Annotated in this window: 15 protein-coding genes; 5 read left to right on the top strand and 10 right to left on the bottom strand. The window is 73.9% G+C overall.

Annotated features, from left to right (window positions below; genetic code table 11):
• Nucleotides 1–20: 20 nt before the first annotated feature.
• Complete coding sequence (locus ACWDY5_RS20085; protein WP_449723700.1) at nucleotides 21–410, top strand: MerR family transcriptional regulator; 390 nt, start codon at nucleotides 21–23, stop codon at nucleotides 408–410.
• Here ACWDY5_RS20085 and ACWDY5_RS20080 read toward each other — a convergent pair.
• The 6 genes from ACWDY5_RS20080 to ACWDY5_RS20055 form a co-directional block, all read right to left on the bottom strand.
• Nucleotides 407–1,456 (bottom strand): CHAT domain-containing protein, encoded by a 1,050-nt coding sequence (locus ACWDY5_RS20080; protein ID WP_449723699.1) that lies wholly within the window; start codon nucleotides 1,454–1,456, stop codon nucleotides 407–409. The two genes, ACWDY5_RS20085 and ACWDY5_RS20080, sit on opposite strands and share 4 nt — an antisense overlap.
• Nucleotides 1,453–3,279, bottom strand: coding sequence for a tetratricopeptide repeat protein (locus ACWDY5_RS20075; protein ID WP_449723698.1), 1,827 nt, complete (start codon nucleotides 3,277–3,279; stop codon nucleotides 1,453–1,455). The genes ACWDY5_RS20080 and ACWDY5_RS20075 overlap by 4 nt, the downstream gene beginning before the upstream one ends.
• Nucleotides 3,276–4,211, bottom strand: a complete 936-nt coding sequence (locus ACWDY5_RS20070) for a hypothetical protein (protein WP_449723697.1) — start codon at nucleotides 4,209–4,211, stop codon at nucleotides 3,276–3,278. Before ACWDY5_RS20070 ends, ACWDY5_RS20075 begins: the two co-directional genes overlap by 4 nt.
• The gene (locus tag ACWDY5_RS20065; protein ID WP_449723696.1) at nucleotides 4,208–5,455 is read right to left on the bottom strand and encodes a hypothetical protein; all 1,248 of its coding nucleotides are present in this window, start codon (nucleotides 5,453–5,455) and stop codon (nucleotides 4,208–4,210) included. Before ACWDY5_RS20065 ends, ACWDY5_RS20070 begins: the two co-directional genes overlap by 4 nt.
• A gap of 62 nt (nucleotides 5,456–5,517) precedes the next feature.
• Entirely contained in the window at nucleotides 5,518–5,994 is a 477-nt protein-coding gene (locus tag ACWDY5_RS20060; protein WP_449723695.1) for a hypothetical protein, read from the bottom strand.
• Between the two features lie 217 nt (nucleotides 5,995–6,211).
• Nucleotides 6,212–6,535 carry a hypothetical protein gene (locus ACWDY5_RS20055; protein WP_449723694.1) on the bottom strand — a complete coding sequence of 108 codons (324 nt, stop codon included), beginning with the start codon at nucleotides 6,533–6,535 and terminating at the stop codon, nucleotides 6,212–6,214.
• A 207-nt stretch (nucleotides 6,536–6,742) separates the two neighbouring features.
• On the opposite strand from ACWDY5_RS20055, the gene ACWDY5_RS20050 reads away from it, so the two are divergent.
• The 3 genes from ACWDY5_RS20050 to ACWDY5_RS20040 are packed head-to-tail and all read left to right on the top strand — an operon-like array spanning nucleotide 6,743 to nucleotide 9,146.
• Nucleotides 6,743–7,921, top strand: coding sequence for a PA2928 family protein (locus ACWDY5_RS20050; RefSeq protein ID WP_449723693.1), 1,179 nt, complete (start codon nucleotides 6,743–6,745; stop codon nucleotides 7,919–7,921).
• A gap of 17 nt (nucleotides 7,922–7,938) precedes the next feature.
• Complete coding sequence (locus ACWDY5_RS20045) at nucleotides 7,939–8,715, top strand: hypothetical protein (protein ID WP_449723692.1); 777 nt, start codon at nucleotides 7,939–7,941, stop codon at nucleotides 8,713–8,715.
• Complete coding sequence (locus ACWDY5_RS20040) at nucleotides 8,712–9,146, top strand: hypothetical protein (RefSeq protein WP_449723691.1); 435 nt, start codon at nucleotides 8,712–8,714, stop codon at nucleotides 9,144–9,146. The genes ACWDY5_RS20045 and ACWDY5_RS20040 overlap by 4 nt, the downstream gene beginning before the upstream one ends.
• Nucleotides 9,147–9,162: 16 nt before the next feature.
• On the opposite strand, the gene ACWDY5_RS20035 is transcribed toward ACWDY5_RS20040, so the two are convergent.
• Nucleotides 9,163–10,818 carry an FAD-binding dehydrogenase gene (locus ACWDY5_RS20035; protein WP_449723714.1) on the bottom strand — a complete coding sequence of 552 codons (1,656 nt, stop codon included), beginning with the start codon at nucleotides 10,816–10,818 and terminating at the stop codon, nucleotides 9,163–9,165.
• A 310-nt stretch (nucleotides 10,819–11,128) separates the two neighbouring features.
• Here ACWDY5_RS20035 and ACWDY5_RS20030 point away from each other — a divergent pair, with 310 nt between their 5' ends.
• Nucleotides 11,129–12,277 (top strand): PucR family transcriptional regulator, encoded by a 1,149-nt coding sequence (locus ACWDY5_RS20030; RefSeq protein ID WP_449723690.1) that lies wholly within the window; start codon nucleotides 11,129–11,131, stop codon nucleotides 12,275–12,277.
• Between the two features lie 15 nt (nucleotides 12,278–12,292).
• Here the strand turns inward: ACWDY5_RS20030 and ACWDY5_RS20025 are convergent, their stop codons facing one another.
• Genes ACWDY5_RS20025 through ACWDY5_RS20015 form a run of 3 tightly spaced genes read right to left on the bottom strand, consistent with a single transcriptional unit; the run spans nucleotide 12,293 to nucleotide 14,936 of the window.
• Nucleotides 12,293–12,898, bottom strand: coding sequence for a response regulator transcription factor (locus ACWDY5_RS20025; RefSeq protein ID WP_449723689.1), 606 nt, complete (start codon nucleotides 12,896–12,898; stop codon nucleotides 12,293–12,295).
• Nucleotides 12,895–13,986, bottom strand: coding sequence for a sensor histidine kinase (locus ACWDY5_RS20020; protein ID WP_449723688.1), 1,092 nt, complete (start codon nucleotides 13,984–13,986; stop codon nucleotides 12,895–12,897). The genes ACWDY5_RS20025 and ACWDY5_RS20020 overlap by 4 nt, the downstream gene beginning before the upstream one ends.
• Entirely contained in the window at nucleotides 13,983–14,936 is a 954-nt protein-coding gene (locus tag ACWDY5_RS20015) for a hypothetical protein (protein WP_449723687.1), read from the bottom strand. The genes ACWDY5_RS20020 and ACWDY5_RS20015 overlap by 4 nt, the downstream gene beginning before the upstream one ends.
• Nucleotides 14,937–15,059: the final 123 nt, after the last annotated feature.

Raw genomic sequence — 15,059 nt, 5'->3', positions numbered from 1 at the left:
GGTTGAGGTCAAATGGCCTGGTGGACAAGCTCTGTTCGATCCGGACCGCCGCCGCGCACTTCGACCTGCCGATCTCCACGCTGCACTACTGGGAGCGCCGCGGCCTCATCACCCCGCAGCGCCGCGGCGGCCAGCGCTGCTACGACGCCACCCAGCTCTACCGGATCGCGCTGATCAAGCAGTGGCGGTTCATCGGCCACCTTTCCCTGGAGGAGATCGGCGTGCTGCTGGCCGGACGCACCGCGACGCACGACTGGCACGACACGGTGGTCGAGCGGATCGCGTTGGTGGACAAGGAGATCCAGGAGCTGGAAGCCGCGGGCGCCTACCTGCGGCACCTGCTGACCTGTCGGCAGGACGTGCCGGAGCAGTGCGCCCACTTCCGGTCCGGGCATCCGATCCCGCTCTAGCCAGGGGCGTAGGCGGTGCCGAAGGCCGCCCACACCAGCGGGGTGTGCGCGGGGGCGCCGGTGGCCTCCCAGCGGTCGGCCTCGGCGCGCTGCCAGCGGTTCAGCGCGGCAACGGGATCGGCTTCCGCGTGTGCTTCGTGCACGGCCAGCACCGCCGTGGCCAGGACGTCGGCCGGGGCGTGGAAGCCGGGGAACAGCCGGGTCAGGCCCGCGTGGGTGGGCAGCATCCAGCGGGTGGCGGTGACGTACTCGGCCCCGCCGTGCACCAGGGCGGCGAGCAGGCCGGAGGGTTCGGCGTAGCGGTGGTCGCCGCCGCTCTCGCAGGCGATCAGGGCCACCCGGTTCGGAATCCGCCAGCCCAGCAGGTCAGCGGCGCTGAGCGGGCCCCGCGCCAGGTGCAGGCGAGCCTCCAGCGCGTGCGCCGCGGTGGTCACGTGCCCGACGTAGAGGAAGCGCGCGGCCCCGGCCAGCGCCGCGCGCAACGAGTCGCGGTCCAGCGGATCGAGCGCGGCCAGTGGCGCGGGAACCTCGGTCAGCACGCGCCCGAGCGGGGTGGGCGGGTCGACCACCGCGGCCAGCGGGCCGGTGCGGGCGGACACCCGGCGGGTGGGCGCGTTGCGGACGGTGGCCGGGGTGAGCAGGGAGACCTTCGCGTGGTGCACCAGACGTTGCGCCTGATCCACCCGCAACGCCTCCCACGGCACCTGAGCGGTGGACGGGGAGGGCTGGATCCGCAGGTGCAGTCCCGCACCGGCCGACTCCAGTTCGCGGGCCAGCTGCGCCGGGATGAGCGCGGCGGCCAGGCTGGTGGCCAGCGCGCACTCCCGGCCCCGGTCGGTCAGCGCGCCACCGGAGAGGGCACGGGTGAGGGCCTGGTGCGCGGACTCGCCGGGACGCGGCGTGGGCAGGGCCTCGGCCAGCGCGGTCAGCGGCGGGGTGACCCGTTCCCGAGGCAGGGCAAGGACTCTGGGGTGTTCGGGGTCGTGTTCCCAGCGCCAGGTCAGGTAGAGCTCACCAGCGTCTACATAGGACAGTTGGACGGTCACCACGAGCGGACCACCTCCGGGCCGCGGACCTGGATGCCGTGCCGCCGCCAGGCCAGCTCCAGCCACGGTTCCAGCGGCGAGGGCACCGCGAGGTTGGCGCGGACCCGGGGCGGCAGCGGGAGTTCCGGGGTGGCGCTGGGTCCGGCGGGGCACGAGGCGGCCAGGGCGAGCTCGTCCGGAGCGGGGAAGGCGAGCAGGTCGGGCAGGGTAGCGGGGGCGGCGGGCTGGGGGAGGGCGACGGCGGCGGCGAGGTGGTCGAGGTAGGCGGCGGCCAGGGTGAGGTCGCGGGTGGCGCCGATGGCGAGCAGGGCGGTGCGGGTGGCGGGGGCGGCGGCGGTGCTGATCCAGCGTTCGCGGAGGAGGCCCGCGGGGAAGCGGTGGCGGGCGGCTTCGGCGGCGAGCGCGGCGGGGAGGGCGAGGTCCAGGGCGTGAGCGGCGAGGGTGGCGGGTGGGGCGAGGTCCACGGTGCGAGCGGCGAGCGCGGCGGGGAGGGCGAGGTCCAGGGCGTGAGCGGCGAGGGTGGTGGGTGGGGCGAGGTCGGGGGCGTGGTCGGCGAGGGGCGCGGCGGGGTCCGCAGCGCTGGCTGCGGGCGGCGCGGGGGCGGGCGCGGGTGGCGTGGGGTTCGGCGGGTTGGGGGCTTGGGCGCGTTTGGCGCGGCGGAGCAGGGCGTCCGCGTGCCACCAGGCCAAATTCAGCGCCAGGTGCCACAGGCCGTGTTCCGCGCAGGCCGCGCGGGCCTCGGTGAAGCTCTCGTCGGCCCGGTCGAGCTCCGCCATCGCCTCGAAAGCGCTGCCGCGCACCGACAACACCCCGATCCGCACCCGGGGCGAGTCCGTGGGCACCTCCGCCAGCAGCCGCACCGCCTCCGCCGGGCGGCCCAGCGTCACCTGCGCCGCGGCCCGGCCGAACGCGCTGGCGATCCGGTGCCACGGGTCGGCGCCCAGGCCGGCGGCCGCGGTGTAGTGCGCCAGGGCCTCCTCGTCCCGGCCGGCCAGGTGGGCGAGGCGGCCCAGGCTGTTCAGCGCGATCGCCTCGCCGTCGGACTCGCCGAGGGCGGCGAACAGTTCCCGGGCCAGGTGCTGGTGTTCGGCCGCGGTCTGGGGGTCGCCGGTGCCGTCGGCGATCTCGGCCAGGGCCAGGTGGATGTTCGGGATCAATTGGGGGGTGGCGGTTTCCGCCAGGGTCTGGGCGGTCGCGGCGTCGGTGGCGGCCTCGGCGAACTCGCCCGCGGCGGCCAGCACGGAGGCGCGGATGGTGTGCAGCGCGGCCAGTCCGCCTTCCTGGGGGAGCGGGAACCAGGTGCTGGCCTCGATGGCGGCGTCCAGGAGCTGCCGGGCCTCGGCGAAGCGGGCGTGGTGACGCAGCACGTGCGCGTACTCGTGGCACCAGGTCAGCAGGTGGCCGAGGACCTGTTGGGCCAGTTCGTCTTCCGGGTCCAGGTCCAGCGCGCGGCGCAGGTCCGGCAGCGCGGACTGCCAGTCGCCGGTGTTGACCACGGTCTGCGCGCGGACCGCGAACAGGGTGGCGCGCAGGGACTTCGTGCCGAACTTGTCGCCGACCTGGGCCTCGCACTCGTGGGTCAGCTCGATCGCGGTGCCGACCAGCTCGAGTGCCGGTTCGCCTTCGGTGAGGCTGGCCAGGTTGATCAGGGTCTGGGCGCGCCGGGCCAGCGCCTCGGGGTCGCCGGGCGCGGCGAGGGTGAGGGCGTGCGCCTCGTGCATCAGGCTGGCGGCGCCCTCCACGTCACCCTCGGCGAAGCGGTGCGCACCCTCGTTGTGCAGCTGCTTCCACCGTTGCCAGGCCGGACCGGCGGGCGTGGTCATGCGCCGGTCCACAGCAGCCGGGCGGTGCGTTCGGTGAGCGTGGCGGCGGGATCGTCCAGGCGGGTCCTGGCATGGGCGATCAGCGCGGCGCGGCGGTCGGCGGCGGCTGGGTCCGGTGGCGCGGGCTCGGCGAAGCCGGGGGCGTAGACGGTGAGCACGCGCTGGTCGGCCGGGAGCAGGAGCACGGTGGCGGGCAACGGGATTGAGCCGGTCAGCGCACCGGTCGGGGTGGGTTCCAGTGGCAGGTCGACGGGACCGAACCGCGCGGCCAGCCGGGGCGGGACCGCGCCGGGAGCGGGCCGGGCGGTGACCTCCAGGAGGGTTGTTCCGTTGCGGCGCAGGATGGTCCAGGTCGCCTCGGCGGCGGCGTCGACCGCGCCCGCGGGGACCAGCGACCAGTCCACCGGCGTCAAACCCTGTTGCACCACAACGCCACCCGGGCGAGTGTCGGCACCGGCGGCGAGGGCGAAACCCTCGCGGGTCAGTGCCGCGGTCGGCGCGGGCAGGGTGACGCCGAAGTCCTCGGCGAGCTCGGCCAGCTCCTCGGCGAGGGCGAGCGCTTCGGTGTGCCCCGACAGCGCGGCGAGGGGGAGGGGAAGCAGCGCGGACAGGGCGCGTTCGGTGGCTTCCTCGTCGTCCAGGAGGTGGCTGACCGCGGCCGTGGCGACCGCGTGCTCGGCGGCCAGCAGGGCGGGGTGCAGCGGCGGCACCTCGGCCACAGTTGAGGCAGGCCACCAGGATCGGGCCCAGTTCAGGCGGGCCAGGCGGTGCACCGCGGCGAGCACGGCCGGATCCCCGGTCAGCTCCCACAACCAGGCGGCGGCGCGCTGCTGCTCGTGCACCTCGGTGACCGGGCCGGGCTCGCCGAGCACGTCCCAGCGCACCAGCGCGCCCGCGGCCTCGACCAGCGCGGTCTGCTCGGGATGGGTCATGCCGCACCGGCTTCCCGGCTCAGCGCCGACCGCAGGTGGTCGCGCTGGTCCATGATCACCGAGCGCAGCACGCCGTCCAGCAGGTCCCACACCTGCCCTGCGGTGAGCTGCCCGGCCCGCAGCTCCCTGCCGTGCAGGCGCACCCACAACCGGCGCAGGTATGCCTGCCGCACCCCGTGCACACCCGCGCGCAGCCGGTCCGGCACCTGCGCGCCGGGCAGGCGCAGCACCCGGCGCACATAGGCCTCGCGCTGCCAGCGGGCGCGCAGCCGGGTCGCCGCGCCGGGCGGGACCGGATCGTCGTTGTCCAGGCCGCCGGTGGCGTCGCGGCCCAGCACCAGCGTCACCCGGCTGACCTCCTCGGCGAGCTGCCAGGGCTGGGCGCAGCGGTGGATCTCCTGACGCACCAGCGCGGGCACCCCGGCCAGCGACTCGCGGTGGAACCCGCTGGTGAAGGCGGCGAAGAGACGTTCGAGCACCGAGCGGTCCCACGGTTTGGGCAGCTGCCGCTTGGACGCGCCCTCGCCCAGCGCGGGCCGGGCCGGGCGCTCGTGGTCGGTCAGCCCGTAGCCGAGTGCGACCCCCGGCCGGTCGACCTCGGCCGACTCGTGGGTGCCGGCGCGGCCGGTGACCAGCGCGGTGAACAGGCCCTCGTCGGGGTGCTCGGGGCAGGTGGCCAGGAAGTCGGCGGGCCGGGCCGCCGGCGCGGTGGACTCCCTTGGCGCGGGCCAGGTTTCGGCGAGCAGCTCGGTCAGTTCGGCGGCGTGCGCGCGGACGAACTCGCGCAGCTCGGCCACAGTCGGCCTGCCGCCGGGGGAGTGCAGCTCGGCGATGGTGTCCGCGGCGATCCGCTCGGCCTCTGGGCCTCGGGTGGGGTCGCCGTGTTCGGTGGCCAGCTCGTAGCAGCGCTGGAAGTACAGGTCCTGCGGGTTGCCCTCGGTGATCCCGGCTCGCCGCCGCGCCTTCTTCAGCAGGGTGAACCAGGCTGCCGTCGCGGCCAGCGCCGGACCGGCTTCGGTGATCACCCGGCGCAGCTCGGCGGCGTGCTCGGCGAGGACGGAGCCACCGGCGAACTGCGGGTTGCGCACCGGACGTAACACCAGCGGGTCCAGGATCAGCTTTTCGGTGCGCGCCAACGGCCGCCCCGCACCGTTGCTCAGCGCGGCGACCGCGGACCCCAGCTCCGCCCAGCACTGGGCCAGCAGCTGCCCCCTCGGCACCGCCGTCGCGGTCGCACTCCCCATGCCCTGAGCCTAAAGCGTGTGCGGCCCGCGATCAGGGTCGCGGGCCGCACACCGCCGGTTCGTTACGAGGTGGGCTGGCAGGCCTTGGCACGCGCCGAGGCCAACCTCAGCTCGTGCGTCTCCAGCTTGAGCGGACGCAGCGGGTCGAACGCCTCGCTGGTGTGGTCCTGCACCGCACGCAACGCCTTGAGCGCGGGGTCCTGCGCGCCGCCGGCGTCCAGCTTCTTCTTGCCCTCCGCCGCGGCGTCCCTGGCCGCGGCGAACTTGTCCACGAAGGTCTTCTTCGCCGCGTCACCGTCCGGGACCGGCGAGGTGGCCAGCGCGTTCAGCTGCTCGACCGTCTTGCCCGCCACCTCGGCGAGCCTGCCGAGCTCCCCGCTCAGCCACTTCTTGGTCACCGTGATGCCGGACTTGTTCTTGCTCCGGTGCTCGTTGTTGGCGAGCCGGTAGCCGTGCACCGCGCCGCACAATCCGTCGAACCAGGCGACCGCGTTGGCCTCCGGCGCGGCAGGAGCCGCGATCGTCGGACTGACGGTCACCGTGGTGGTCGACGGCGTCGGTGCGGGCGGCGCTTCCCCAGAACAGGCCGTCGTCCCGAACAATGCCCCCAGTACGCAAATCCCCAGAATTTTCGCGTCCATCGTTCCCCTCATGGCGTGAACACGCTCTGGGGCGGACGCCGGTTGCCTTGGTTCCACCGGCAGTTCCGGGCGGGCCACCCCTGGCGACCGGGGTGGCCCCACCGCAGCGGGCCGATCAGCAGGAACGCAGCTCGGAGACCTTGGGCCGGGGCGGCACGGCGGCCGCGCCACGGGTCTCGGTGAACTCGTGGCCGCGCGGGACCGAGATGCAGCCGCCGTCGGCCGCCCAGGCCCAGATCATCCGCACTCGCTGGGTGCTGGAGCAGGTGTTGGTCGCCTTCGCGTGGGCGGTGTTGCCGGTGCGCCACTGCTTCAAGGTGACGCAGGACGGCGCGGTGCCCTCGATCCCGGACCCCGCAGCCTGCGCGGGCGCGGCCATCAGGACCCCGCCCGTGACCGCCATCAGCCCGACTGCCACAACGCTCGCTGTCTTACGCATGCAATCCCCTTCCCAGCCGCCGGGCTCCAGGTGGGCCGGCGAGAGCAAACCTGGCAGGGCACGGGCCCGCGCGCCCGGTCGTAGCAGGTCAGGACCGCCTGAACTGCTGATCTTGCCTACCCGGTCGAGTGAACGCCGGGCCCGAAGTTGTGATCGGTAGGCGCGGGTCCCGCCAGAGGCTTCTCCCATGTCGAGAGGAGCAGCCCGATGAAGGACCCCAGCCAGACCGGTTACGTGTGGGCGGAGCCCGGCCCCTACGAGGTGCGCCGCAAGCCCCGCAGCCCGCTGCGGTTCCAGTTGCCGCGGGTGGTGGTGGCGGCACCGCTGGCGTTCGTGTTGTTCATGGTCTTCGGCTTCTCTTACCTGGTCTCCCCGGAACCGGATGTGACCTTGAAGCCGGGCGCGGGTTTCGCCACCGTGGGCGGCGCCGAGGTCGCCCTGGTGCCCTACCAGCGTTCCGGCAAGCGGGGCCTGGTCCAGATGATCACCCAGGACATGTTCCAGGCGCGGCTGGCCGCGGTGGAGCTGGCCACCGGACGCGCGCTGTGGGACGTGCAGCTCTCCGACCGGCTGAGCTGGCCGGTCCGGGTGCTCGCCGCCGGGGAACGGATGGCCTACGTCAGCACGGACGAGGGCCTGGTGATCCTGGATCTTGGCAGTGGCAAGATCGAGGTTCGCGGCGGCCTGGTCCCCGGGCTGTCCCGGCCGGTGCACTCGCGGTCCGCCTACGGCTACGACCGGCGGCACCGGGCGCTGGTGGCCGTGGACGCCGACGGCAGCCTGCGCACCATCGCGCTGGACGCCGCCACCGCGACCCCCGCCGCGCCGGAGGTGGCCGCGGCCTGGGCGGGCAAGCTCAGCGCCCAGCGATCCAGCACCAGTGCCACCACCGCCTCGGCCACCGAAGCCCTGCTGCCCGGCCGGGAGATCGTGCAGTTGCGCGCTCGCGGGGCCGCACCCGGCCGCACCCTGGTGCGCCGCAGCCCCGACGGCCGCACCGGAGCGGTCGGCGAGACCGTCTTCCACGAGGCCCAGCTGCCGCTCACCCCGCCGCCCGGCGAGGCCGAGCCGGAGGGCTTCCCCACCGGGCCCCGCCCCGACGCCGCCGCGGGCGGGTCAGCCGGATTTGTGGTGGTGCACCACAACAAGGACGTCAACGCCAGGGACCGCGCGCTGAGCGTGGTGTCCCTGGAGACCGGCCAGGTCACCGCGACCCTGCCGGTGGGCGGCGGCCAGGCCCGCGCGCTGACCAGCCCCGAGCACCGCACCCTGCTCTACGTCCGCGCCGGCGACCACGACACCGGCGAAGGGCTGTTCGTGGTCGGCCTCGACGGCCGGATCACCGTGGCCGAGTTCGGCCGCCTCGACTTCTTCGGCAACCCCTGAATCGGAAGGACATTCCCATGAAGATCATCGCCTGGCTCGTCACCCTCGTCGGCCTCGTCGTCACCGCGCTCTACATCCAGGAGGGCCTCACCGGCACCGGCCCGGTGCCCTGGCTCAACGGCTTCCTGGCGGGGCCGATCTGCGCGATTTTTGTCGCCCCCATGCTGTTCCGGATCGCCAAGCTGCTGGAGAACTCCGGTTTCGGTGGCAAGGTCCCGGCCGCCTTCCACGGCGCGCCGATCGGCATGGGCACGGTGGTCTCGGTGTCCCGCACCGGGTTGTCCGTCAACGACCAGCCGCAGCTGCTGATCACCATGGACGTGGACACCTTGCAGGGCAACACCTTCCGCGCCGAGGCCAAGCAGCTGGTCGACCTGACCGACATCGCCGCCGTGCAGCCCGGCCGCCTGCTGCCGGTGCGCTACCTGCCCGGCACCGGCCAGGTGGCGCTGGCCACCGACGCGCCGCCGCAGGAGCTCCAGCACGCGCTCGACCAGATCCGCCTGGCCAAGGGCCTGATCACCCCGCGGCAGCTGCTGATCTCCCAGCAGGGCGTGGAAAGCCGGGCCGTGGTGCTGACCATGGCGCCCACCGGCGAGCTCCGCGGCGACCGCGCGGTGGTCGCGCTGCGGCTGCGGGTGACCCGGCCCGACGGCAGCACCTTCGACCTCGACCAGGAGAAGGCGCTGGAGCCGAGCCTGGTGGCGCAGGTGCAGCCCGGAGCGGTGGTGCGGGTGCGCTACCTCGCCCAGGACGAGTCCGAGGTGGTCATCCTCGCCGCCCTCCAGTCATGAAGCGGGCACTGGCGGTGCTGGTCGTGCTCACCGCGGCGGTGCTGATCTTCCGCGGCTGCGACCACCACCTCCAGGGCCTGGGCGCCACCGTGCACGCGTACTTCCGCGCGGTGGGCTCCGGCGATCCGGCGGCGGCCTGCCGGGTGCTCACCGGAGCCGCGCTGGCCAAGCTCCAGGACCGGCTCAACGTGCCCGGCTGCGAGAAAGCGGTGGCGCGGCTGACCGCAAGGCTCACCGAGGAGCAGCGCGCGGTCCTCCGGGCCCGGGTCGAGGTGCTGGAGTACCGGTCGGCGATCATGCCCGACTTCAGCTCCCGCATCGAGGTCACCATGGCCGGCAACCCGCTCGGGCAGGAGCTGTTCGTGCTGGGCGAGGTCGACGGACGGGAGCAGATCGTGGACTGGGGCTGGGATGTCCGGCGACTCTCCTGACATCCCAGCCCGCGTCTCAGCCCTCCCTGGCCGCGGCGCGCCCGGCCTGCCTGCCGGAGAACAGGCAGCCGCCGAGGAACGTGCCTTCCAGCGCCCGGTACCCGTGCACCCCGCCGCCGCCGAACCCGGCGACCTCGCCCGCGGCGTACAGGCCGGGGATGGGCTGGCCGTTGGCGCCGAGCACCCGGCCGGAGAGGTCGGTCTGCAGGCCGCCGAGGGTCTTGCGGGTGAGGATGTTCATCCGGATCGCGATCAGCGGGCCCGCCGCCGGGTCGAGGATCTTGTGCAGCGGCACGGTGCGGGCCAGGCTGTCCCCGGAGTAGGCCAGCGAGTTGCGGATGCCCATGATCTGGCTGTCCTTGGTGAACGGGTTGTCCACCTGCTGGTCCCGCAAGGCGATCTGCCTGCGCAGCCGGTCCAGGTTGATCAGGTTGTTCCCGGTGAGCCGGTTCATCCCGGCGACCAGCTCGGGCAGCCCGGTGGCGATGACGAAGTCCTCGCCCTTGTCCATGAACGCCTTCACCGGCGGCGGGGTGCTGTTGAGCAACCGGCTGGCCAGGTAGGCGACCAGGTTCTTGGCGGTCAGCTCCGGGTTCTGCTCGGAGCCGGAAAGCACGAACTCCTTGTCGATGATCCGCTTGTTCAGCACGAACCAGGAGTAGTCGTGCCCGGAGCGCTTGATCAGCTCCAGCGTGCCGAGGGTGTCGTAGCTGGGCATGCCGGGAGCGGGGAAGCGCGCTCCGGTGGCGTCCACCCACAGCGAGGACGGCGCGGCCAGCACCCGGATCCCGTGCTGCGGCCAGATCGGGGTGTGGTTGGCCATGCCCTCGGTGTAGTGCCACATCCGGTCGCGGTTGACGATCCGCGCGCCCGCCTGCTCGCTGATGCCGAGCATCCGGCCGTCCACGTGCGCGGGCACGCCGGTGATCATGCGGACCGGCGGCTTGCCGAGGCGGCTCGGCCAGTGCCGCCGCACCAGGTCCTGGTTGCCGCCGATGCCGCCGGAGGTGACGATGACCATCGGCGCGCGCAGCTCGAAGTCGCCGACCTTGACCCGGGAGCTGGGGGTGCCGCGGGCCGCGTTGCTGGCCTGCAGCACGCTGCCGCGCACGCCGGTGACCGCGCCGCCCTCGCGGATCAGCCCGTCCACCTGGTGGCGGAAGCGGAAGTAGACCTTGCCCTTGGCGTGCTGGTCGCGCACCAGCTTCTCGAACGGCTCCATCACCCCCGGCCCGGTGCCCAGGGTCAGGTGGAAGCGGGGCACCGAGTTGCCCGGCCCGTCGGCCAGCATCCCGCCGCGCTCGGCCCAGCCGACGATCGGCACCCACCGGACTCCGAGGCCGTACAACCAGTTCCGCTTCTCCCCGGCGGCGAACTCCAGATAGGCGTCAGCCCACTTGGCCGCCCAGTGGTCCTCGCCGAGCGGGTTGCTCACGTCCCGGTCGAAGCCCGCGGTGGTGTACCAGTCGTTGCGGGCCAGCTCCAGGGAGTCCTTGATCCCGGCCAGCCGCTGCTCGGCGGAGTCGACGAAGAACAGCCCGCCGAGGGACCAGAACGCCTGACCGCCCAGGCTCGCCTCGGGTTCCTGGTCCAGCAACAGGACCCGCTTGCCCGCGGCGGCCAGTTCGGCGGTCGCGACCAGCCCGGCCAGGCCCGCGCCGACCACGATCACGTCGGCGTCCGCACTGGGTCCGGCCACGGCATTGGCTTGGCCTGCACCGAGAGTGCCGCCGACAGCGAGCGCGCTGCCCGCGGTCAGCAGGGTGCGCCTGCTGAACCCGGCGCCGGTGTCCTCTGGGGCGGTGTCCTCTGGGGAGGGGAGCACGCTGAACACACCTTTCCTCGTCGAAGGGGGTGTCGACGCGCGCTGTTACGCTCGCGTGACCACAGGTAACCAGTTGCGGCCGGGGCGGAGGTAGGGCCGTCCGGCCAAACGCCGCAGATCCCGTTGTGTGCTCGCCACAACGACTTTCGGAGGTGCCGTGCCTGCCGGGATGACCGAGGCGGTGCTGCGGGCGCTGGCCACGATCGCCGCCGCCGACGACAAGGTGGTGGCCAGGGTGACCGCGGCCGCGCGCGCCCATTCCCCCGAGGTGGCCCGGCTGCCGGAGGAGGAGAACCGGCGGCACATCGCCACCCTGCTCGCCGAGGGCATCGCGCACCTGGAGCGCGGCGACCCGCACGAGGAAGGGGAGTTCAGCGCGGCGCAGGCGCTGGGCGCGGACCGCGCCGCGCAGGGCGTGTCCATCGGCGGCCTGCTGCGCGGGGTGCACGCCGGTCGCACCGAGCTGATCAGGGCCAGCGTGGAGCTGGCCCGCGGCACCGGAGCCGACGACGCGACCATCCTGGACTTCGTGGTGGACCTGGACCACTACATCGGCGCGGTGGAGCGCAACATCATCAGCGGCTATCACACCGCCGAGCTCCAGTTGTCCCGCACCGCCCGCGACCTGAACACCCAGGTGCTGCGGCGGTTGCTGGTGCCGGACGGCGACTTCCCCGACCCGGCCGAGCTGGACCGGGCCGGGCTGCGGCCTGCCGAGCGCTACCACTGCGTGGTCTCCGATGTCACCGATCCCAGCCGCGCCAGGGCGCTGGAACAGCGTCTGCTCGCCTTCGGCGGTGTCTACGGGCTGGTCGAGGGAAGGCTGGCCGGGCTGGCCCAGCAGCCGCCGTCCTGGCCCGCGGACGACGGACCGCTGCTGGTGGCCGCGCCCGCCACCGCGCTGACCGCGCTGCGCGAGGTCTACCCGATGTGCGTGCGGGCGCTGGCGGTCGCGGCCGGCAACGGGGGCGTGCGGCTGCTCACCGACCTGGCCGCGGAGACCGCGCTGGCCGCCTACCCGGTGCTGGCGCGGACCCTGGCCGAGGAGCTGCTGCGGCCCCTGGACGCGCACAGCACCTTCCACCAGGAGATCGCCGCCACCGCGTTGTGCTACCTGGACCACGGCCGCAGGCTGACCGCCACGGCCGCCGCCCTGCACATCCACGCCAACACCGTGCGCTACCGGCTGGACCGGCTGGCCGAGCTGACCGACCTTGACCTCAGCGAGGCCCCGCCCGCCGGGCGCTCACACGTGCTCACCACGGTGCACACGTGGTGGGCGCTGCGCACCTGGCTCGAAGACTGAGGCGGTTCACCCGGCTCAGATCCACCCCGCGTCCCTGGCGATCCGGATGGCGTCGATGCGGTTGCGCGCCCCCACCTTGCTGATCGCGTTGGACAGGTAGTTGCGCACCGTGGCCGGGGACAGCGACAGGGTGCGGCCGATCTCCTCGGTGGAGTCGCCGCTGACCGCGGTGCGCAGCACCTCGGTCTCGCGCGCGGTCAGCGGGCTGGCCCCGGTTTCCAGCGCGGCGGCCACCAGGTCCGGGTCCAGCACCCGCTCACCCCGGTGCACCCGGCGGATCCCGTCGGCCAGGTGCTGGGCCGGTGCGTCCTTGACGATGAACCCGCGCACCCCGGCGGTCAAGGCGCGCAACAGGTTTCCCGGCTGGCTCAGGCCGGTGAGGATGAGCGTGCGGCAGTCCGGCAGCTCGCGGTGCAGCAGCTCGGCCGCGCTCAGGCCGTCCATGCCGGGCAGGTCGATGTCCAGCACCGCCACGTCCGGGCTCGATTCCCTTGCCGCGGCGAGGATTTCGTCTCCCCGGTCCAGCTGGGCGACCACGGTGAAGTCGGCCTCCATGGTCAGCAGCGCGGCCAGCGCGCCCCGGATGAGGTGCATGTCCTCGGCGATCAGGATGCGGATCACGGGGCCTCCACGGGTAGTTCGAGCACGAGCCGGTACTCGCCGTCCCGGCAGTCCACGCGCAGCTGCCCGCCGTGGGCGCGGGCGCGCTGGCGCAGGCCGGTGAGGCCGTTGCCGTCCGGGCCGGGGGAGTCCGCGCCGTCGTTGACCACCTCAAGGCGGCCGGGGCGGACGGTGATGGTCGCGGCGGTGGCGTGGCTGTGCCGCACCAGGTTGGTGACCGCCTCGCGCAGGGTCCAGGCCAGCACCTCCTCGTGCTCGGCCGGTGGCAGCACGTCGAGGTGCGGCCGGATGCCCGCCGCGCGCAACAGCGACTCGGCCGCGGCCAGCTCCCCGGCGAAGGTCGGCGTGTGCTCGCCCTGGCTGATCTCGCGCAGGCTGCGCAGCGCGGCACCGGCCACCTCCGCCATCCCGGCCACCTCGGCCCGCGCGGCCGGGGGGTCGGTGGTGAGCAGGCGCAGCGCGAGGTCGCCCTTGAGCGAGAACGCGGACATGCTCTGCCCCAGCAGGTCGTGCAGGTCGCGGGAGATGCGCAGCCGTTCCCGGTTGACCGCCAGCTCGGCCAGCTCGCGGCGGTTGGCGGCCAGCTCGTCCATGATCCGCACCACCCTGGCGCCGCCGTAGAGGGTCAGTGAGAAGCCGACCGCGGTGGCCACCCCCTGCACCGACTGGAACAGTGCCAGCGGCTGGCCGACGCTGAGCGCGTAGTAGACCCACCAGCCGAGCCCGCCCAGCACGACGAGCGCGAACCAGGCCAGCGCGGCCCGCCTGCGCAACACCATCAGCGCGGAGGCGGCCACCGCCTGGTTCACGTTGAGCCCCCAGGTCCAGGTGAACCACAGCTGCGGCACCGCGACCAGCACCACCAGCAGCGCGAAGGTCCACTTCCCGTGCCTGGGCGTCTCGCCGCGCATCACGGCCAGGCTGTGCCGCAGTTGCAGGGCCAGGATCGCCGCGCCGAAGAGCAGGCCGGTGCCCGCGCCCTGCGGCGGTTCGTGCCGGGCGCCGAAGGTGACGAACAGCGGGCCGATGGAGAGCAGGATGACGTGCACCGCGATCACCAGCACCCGCAGGTAGCGGACCGGGATCATCCGGTCACCGCCAGCGAACCGTTGGCGCGCACCGTGATCACGCACTCGGCGATCGGCGGCCCGGCCAGCACCGCGGCCAGTTCCACGCGCAGCCGGACCAGCTCCGCCTCCTCGGGTTCGGGCAGCGGGCCGTCGGGCAGCTCCAGCCGGGCCGGGATGCCGGCCGCGGCCAGCAGCGCGACCGCGGTGTCCAGCTCCGCGCGCAGCGGGCCGCGCCGGTACCGGCTGACCAGCCGCCTGGCCCCGGCCAGCGACTGCCGGGACACCCCGGCGAGCTCGCGGATGCGCACCGCCGCGCCGGGGGTGTCCGCGCCGAGGAGCCGAGTGGCCGCGGCCGCGCCCTCGGCCAGCCGGGCCAGCGGCGCGCCCAGCGACTCGGTGATCTCCGCGCCCGCCCTGGCCCGTTCGGCCAGCACCGCCTCGGCGGCCAGCTCCGCCCTGCTGTCCCGCAGCCGGACCACCGCCACCAGCAGCCAGATCAGCACCGCCGCGCTGAGCCCGATCATCGGGCCGCCGAGGCCGAAGAACAGCACGTGGTCCGGGCGGCCCATGGCCAGCGGCAGCGCTACCAGCGACGCGGCCAGCAGCGCGGCGGCCAGCAGCGACCACGGCGGCCGGAGCACCACCAGCACCAGGGTGATCAGCAGGTAGTAGGAGGTCAGCCAGTCCAGCCCGATCACCGCGGTCGCGCCGAGCACCACCAGCGCGACGTAGCCGAGCAGCAGCCCGGCGTGCCGGGGCCGCCGCCCGCCGGTCGCGGCGTAGAGCAGCACGCAGGCGGGCGGCAGGAACAACAGGGTGGCCACCGCCGCCTGCGCGGTGTGGCCCGGTTCGACCGGCGTCAGTTCCAGGCGCACCAGGGACATCAGCGGGATGTGCGCCAGGAACGCGACCAGCCCGATCCGGGCGGCGAGCAGCCAGCGCGGGGGCACGTCGAGGGAGTCCGGCACGCGTGCACGGTAAACGACCGGCGCGGTTCACAGCCGCCGATCGTGCCCGCCGGAACTTGTCAGTGACCAGATGCGGATGTCACACGGCTCCGGTGATTTCGCGCTCTGCCCGGTCCGGTCCGG

Source organism: Crossiella sp. NPDC003009, assembly GCF_053591555.1.
Note: the sequence above shows the minus strand (reverse complement) of the source record. Positions and strands in the feature narration are given on the sequence as shown.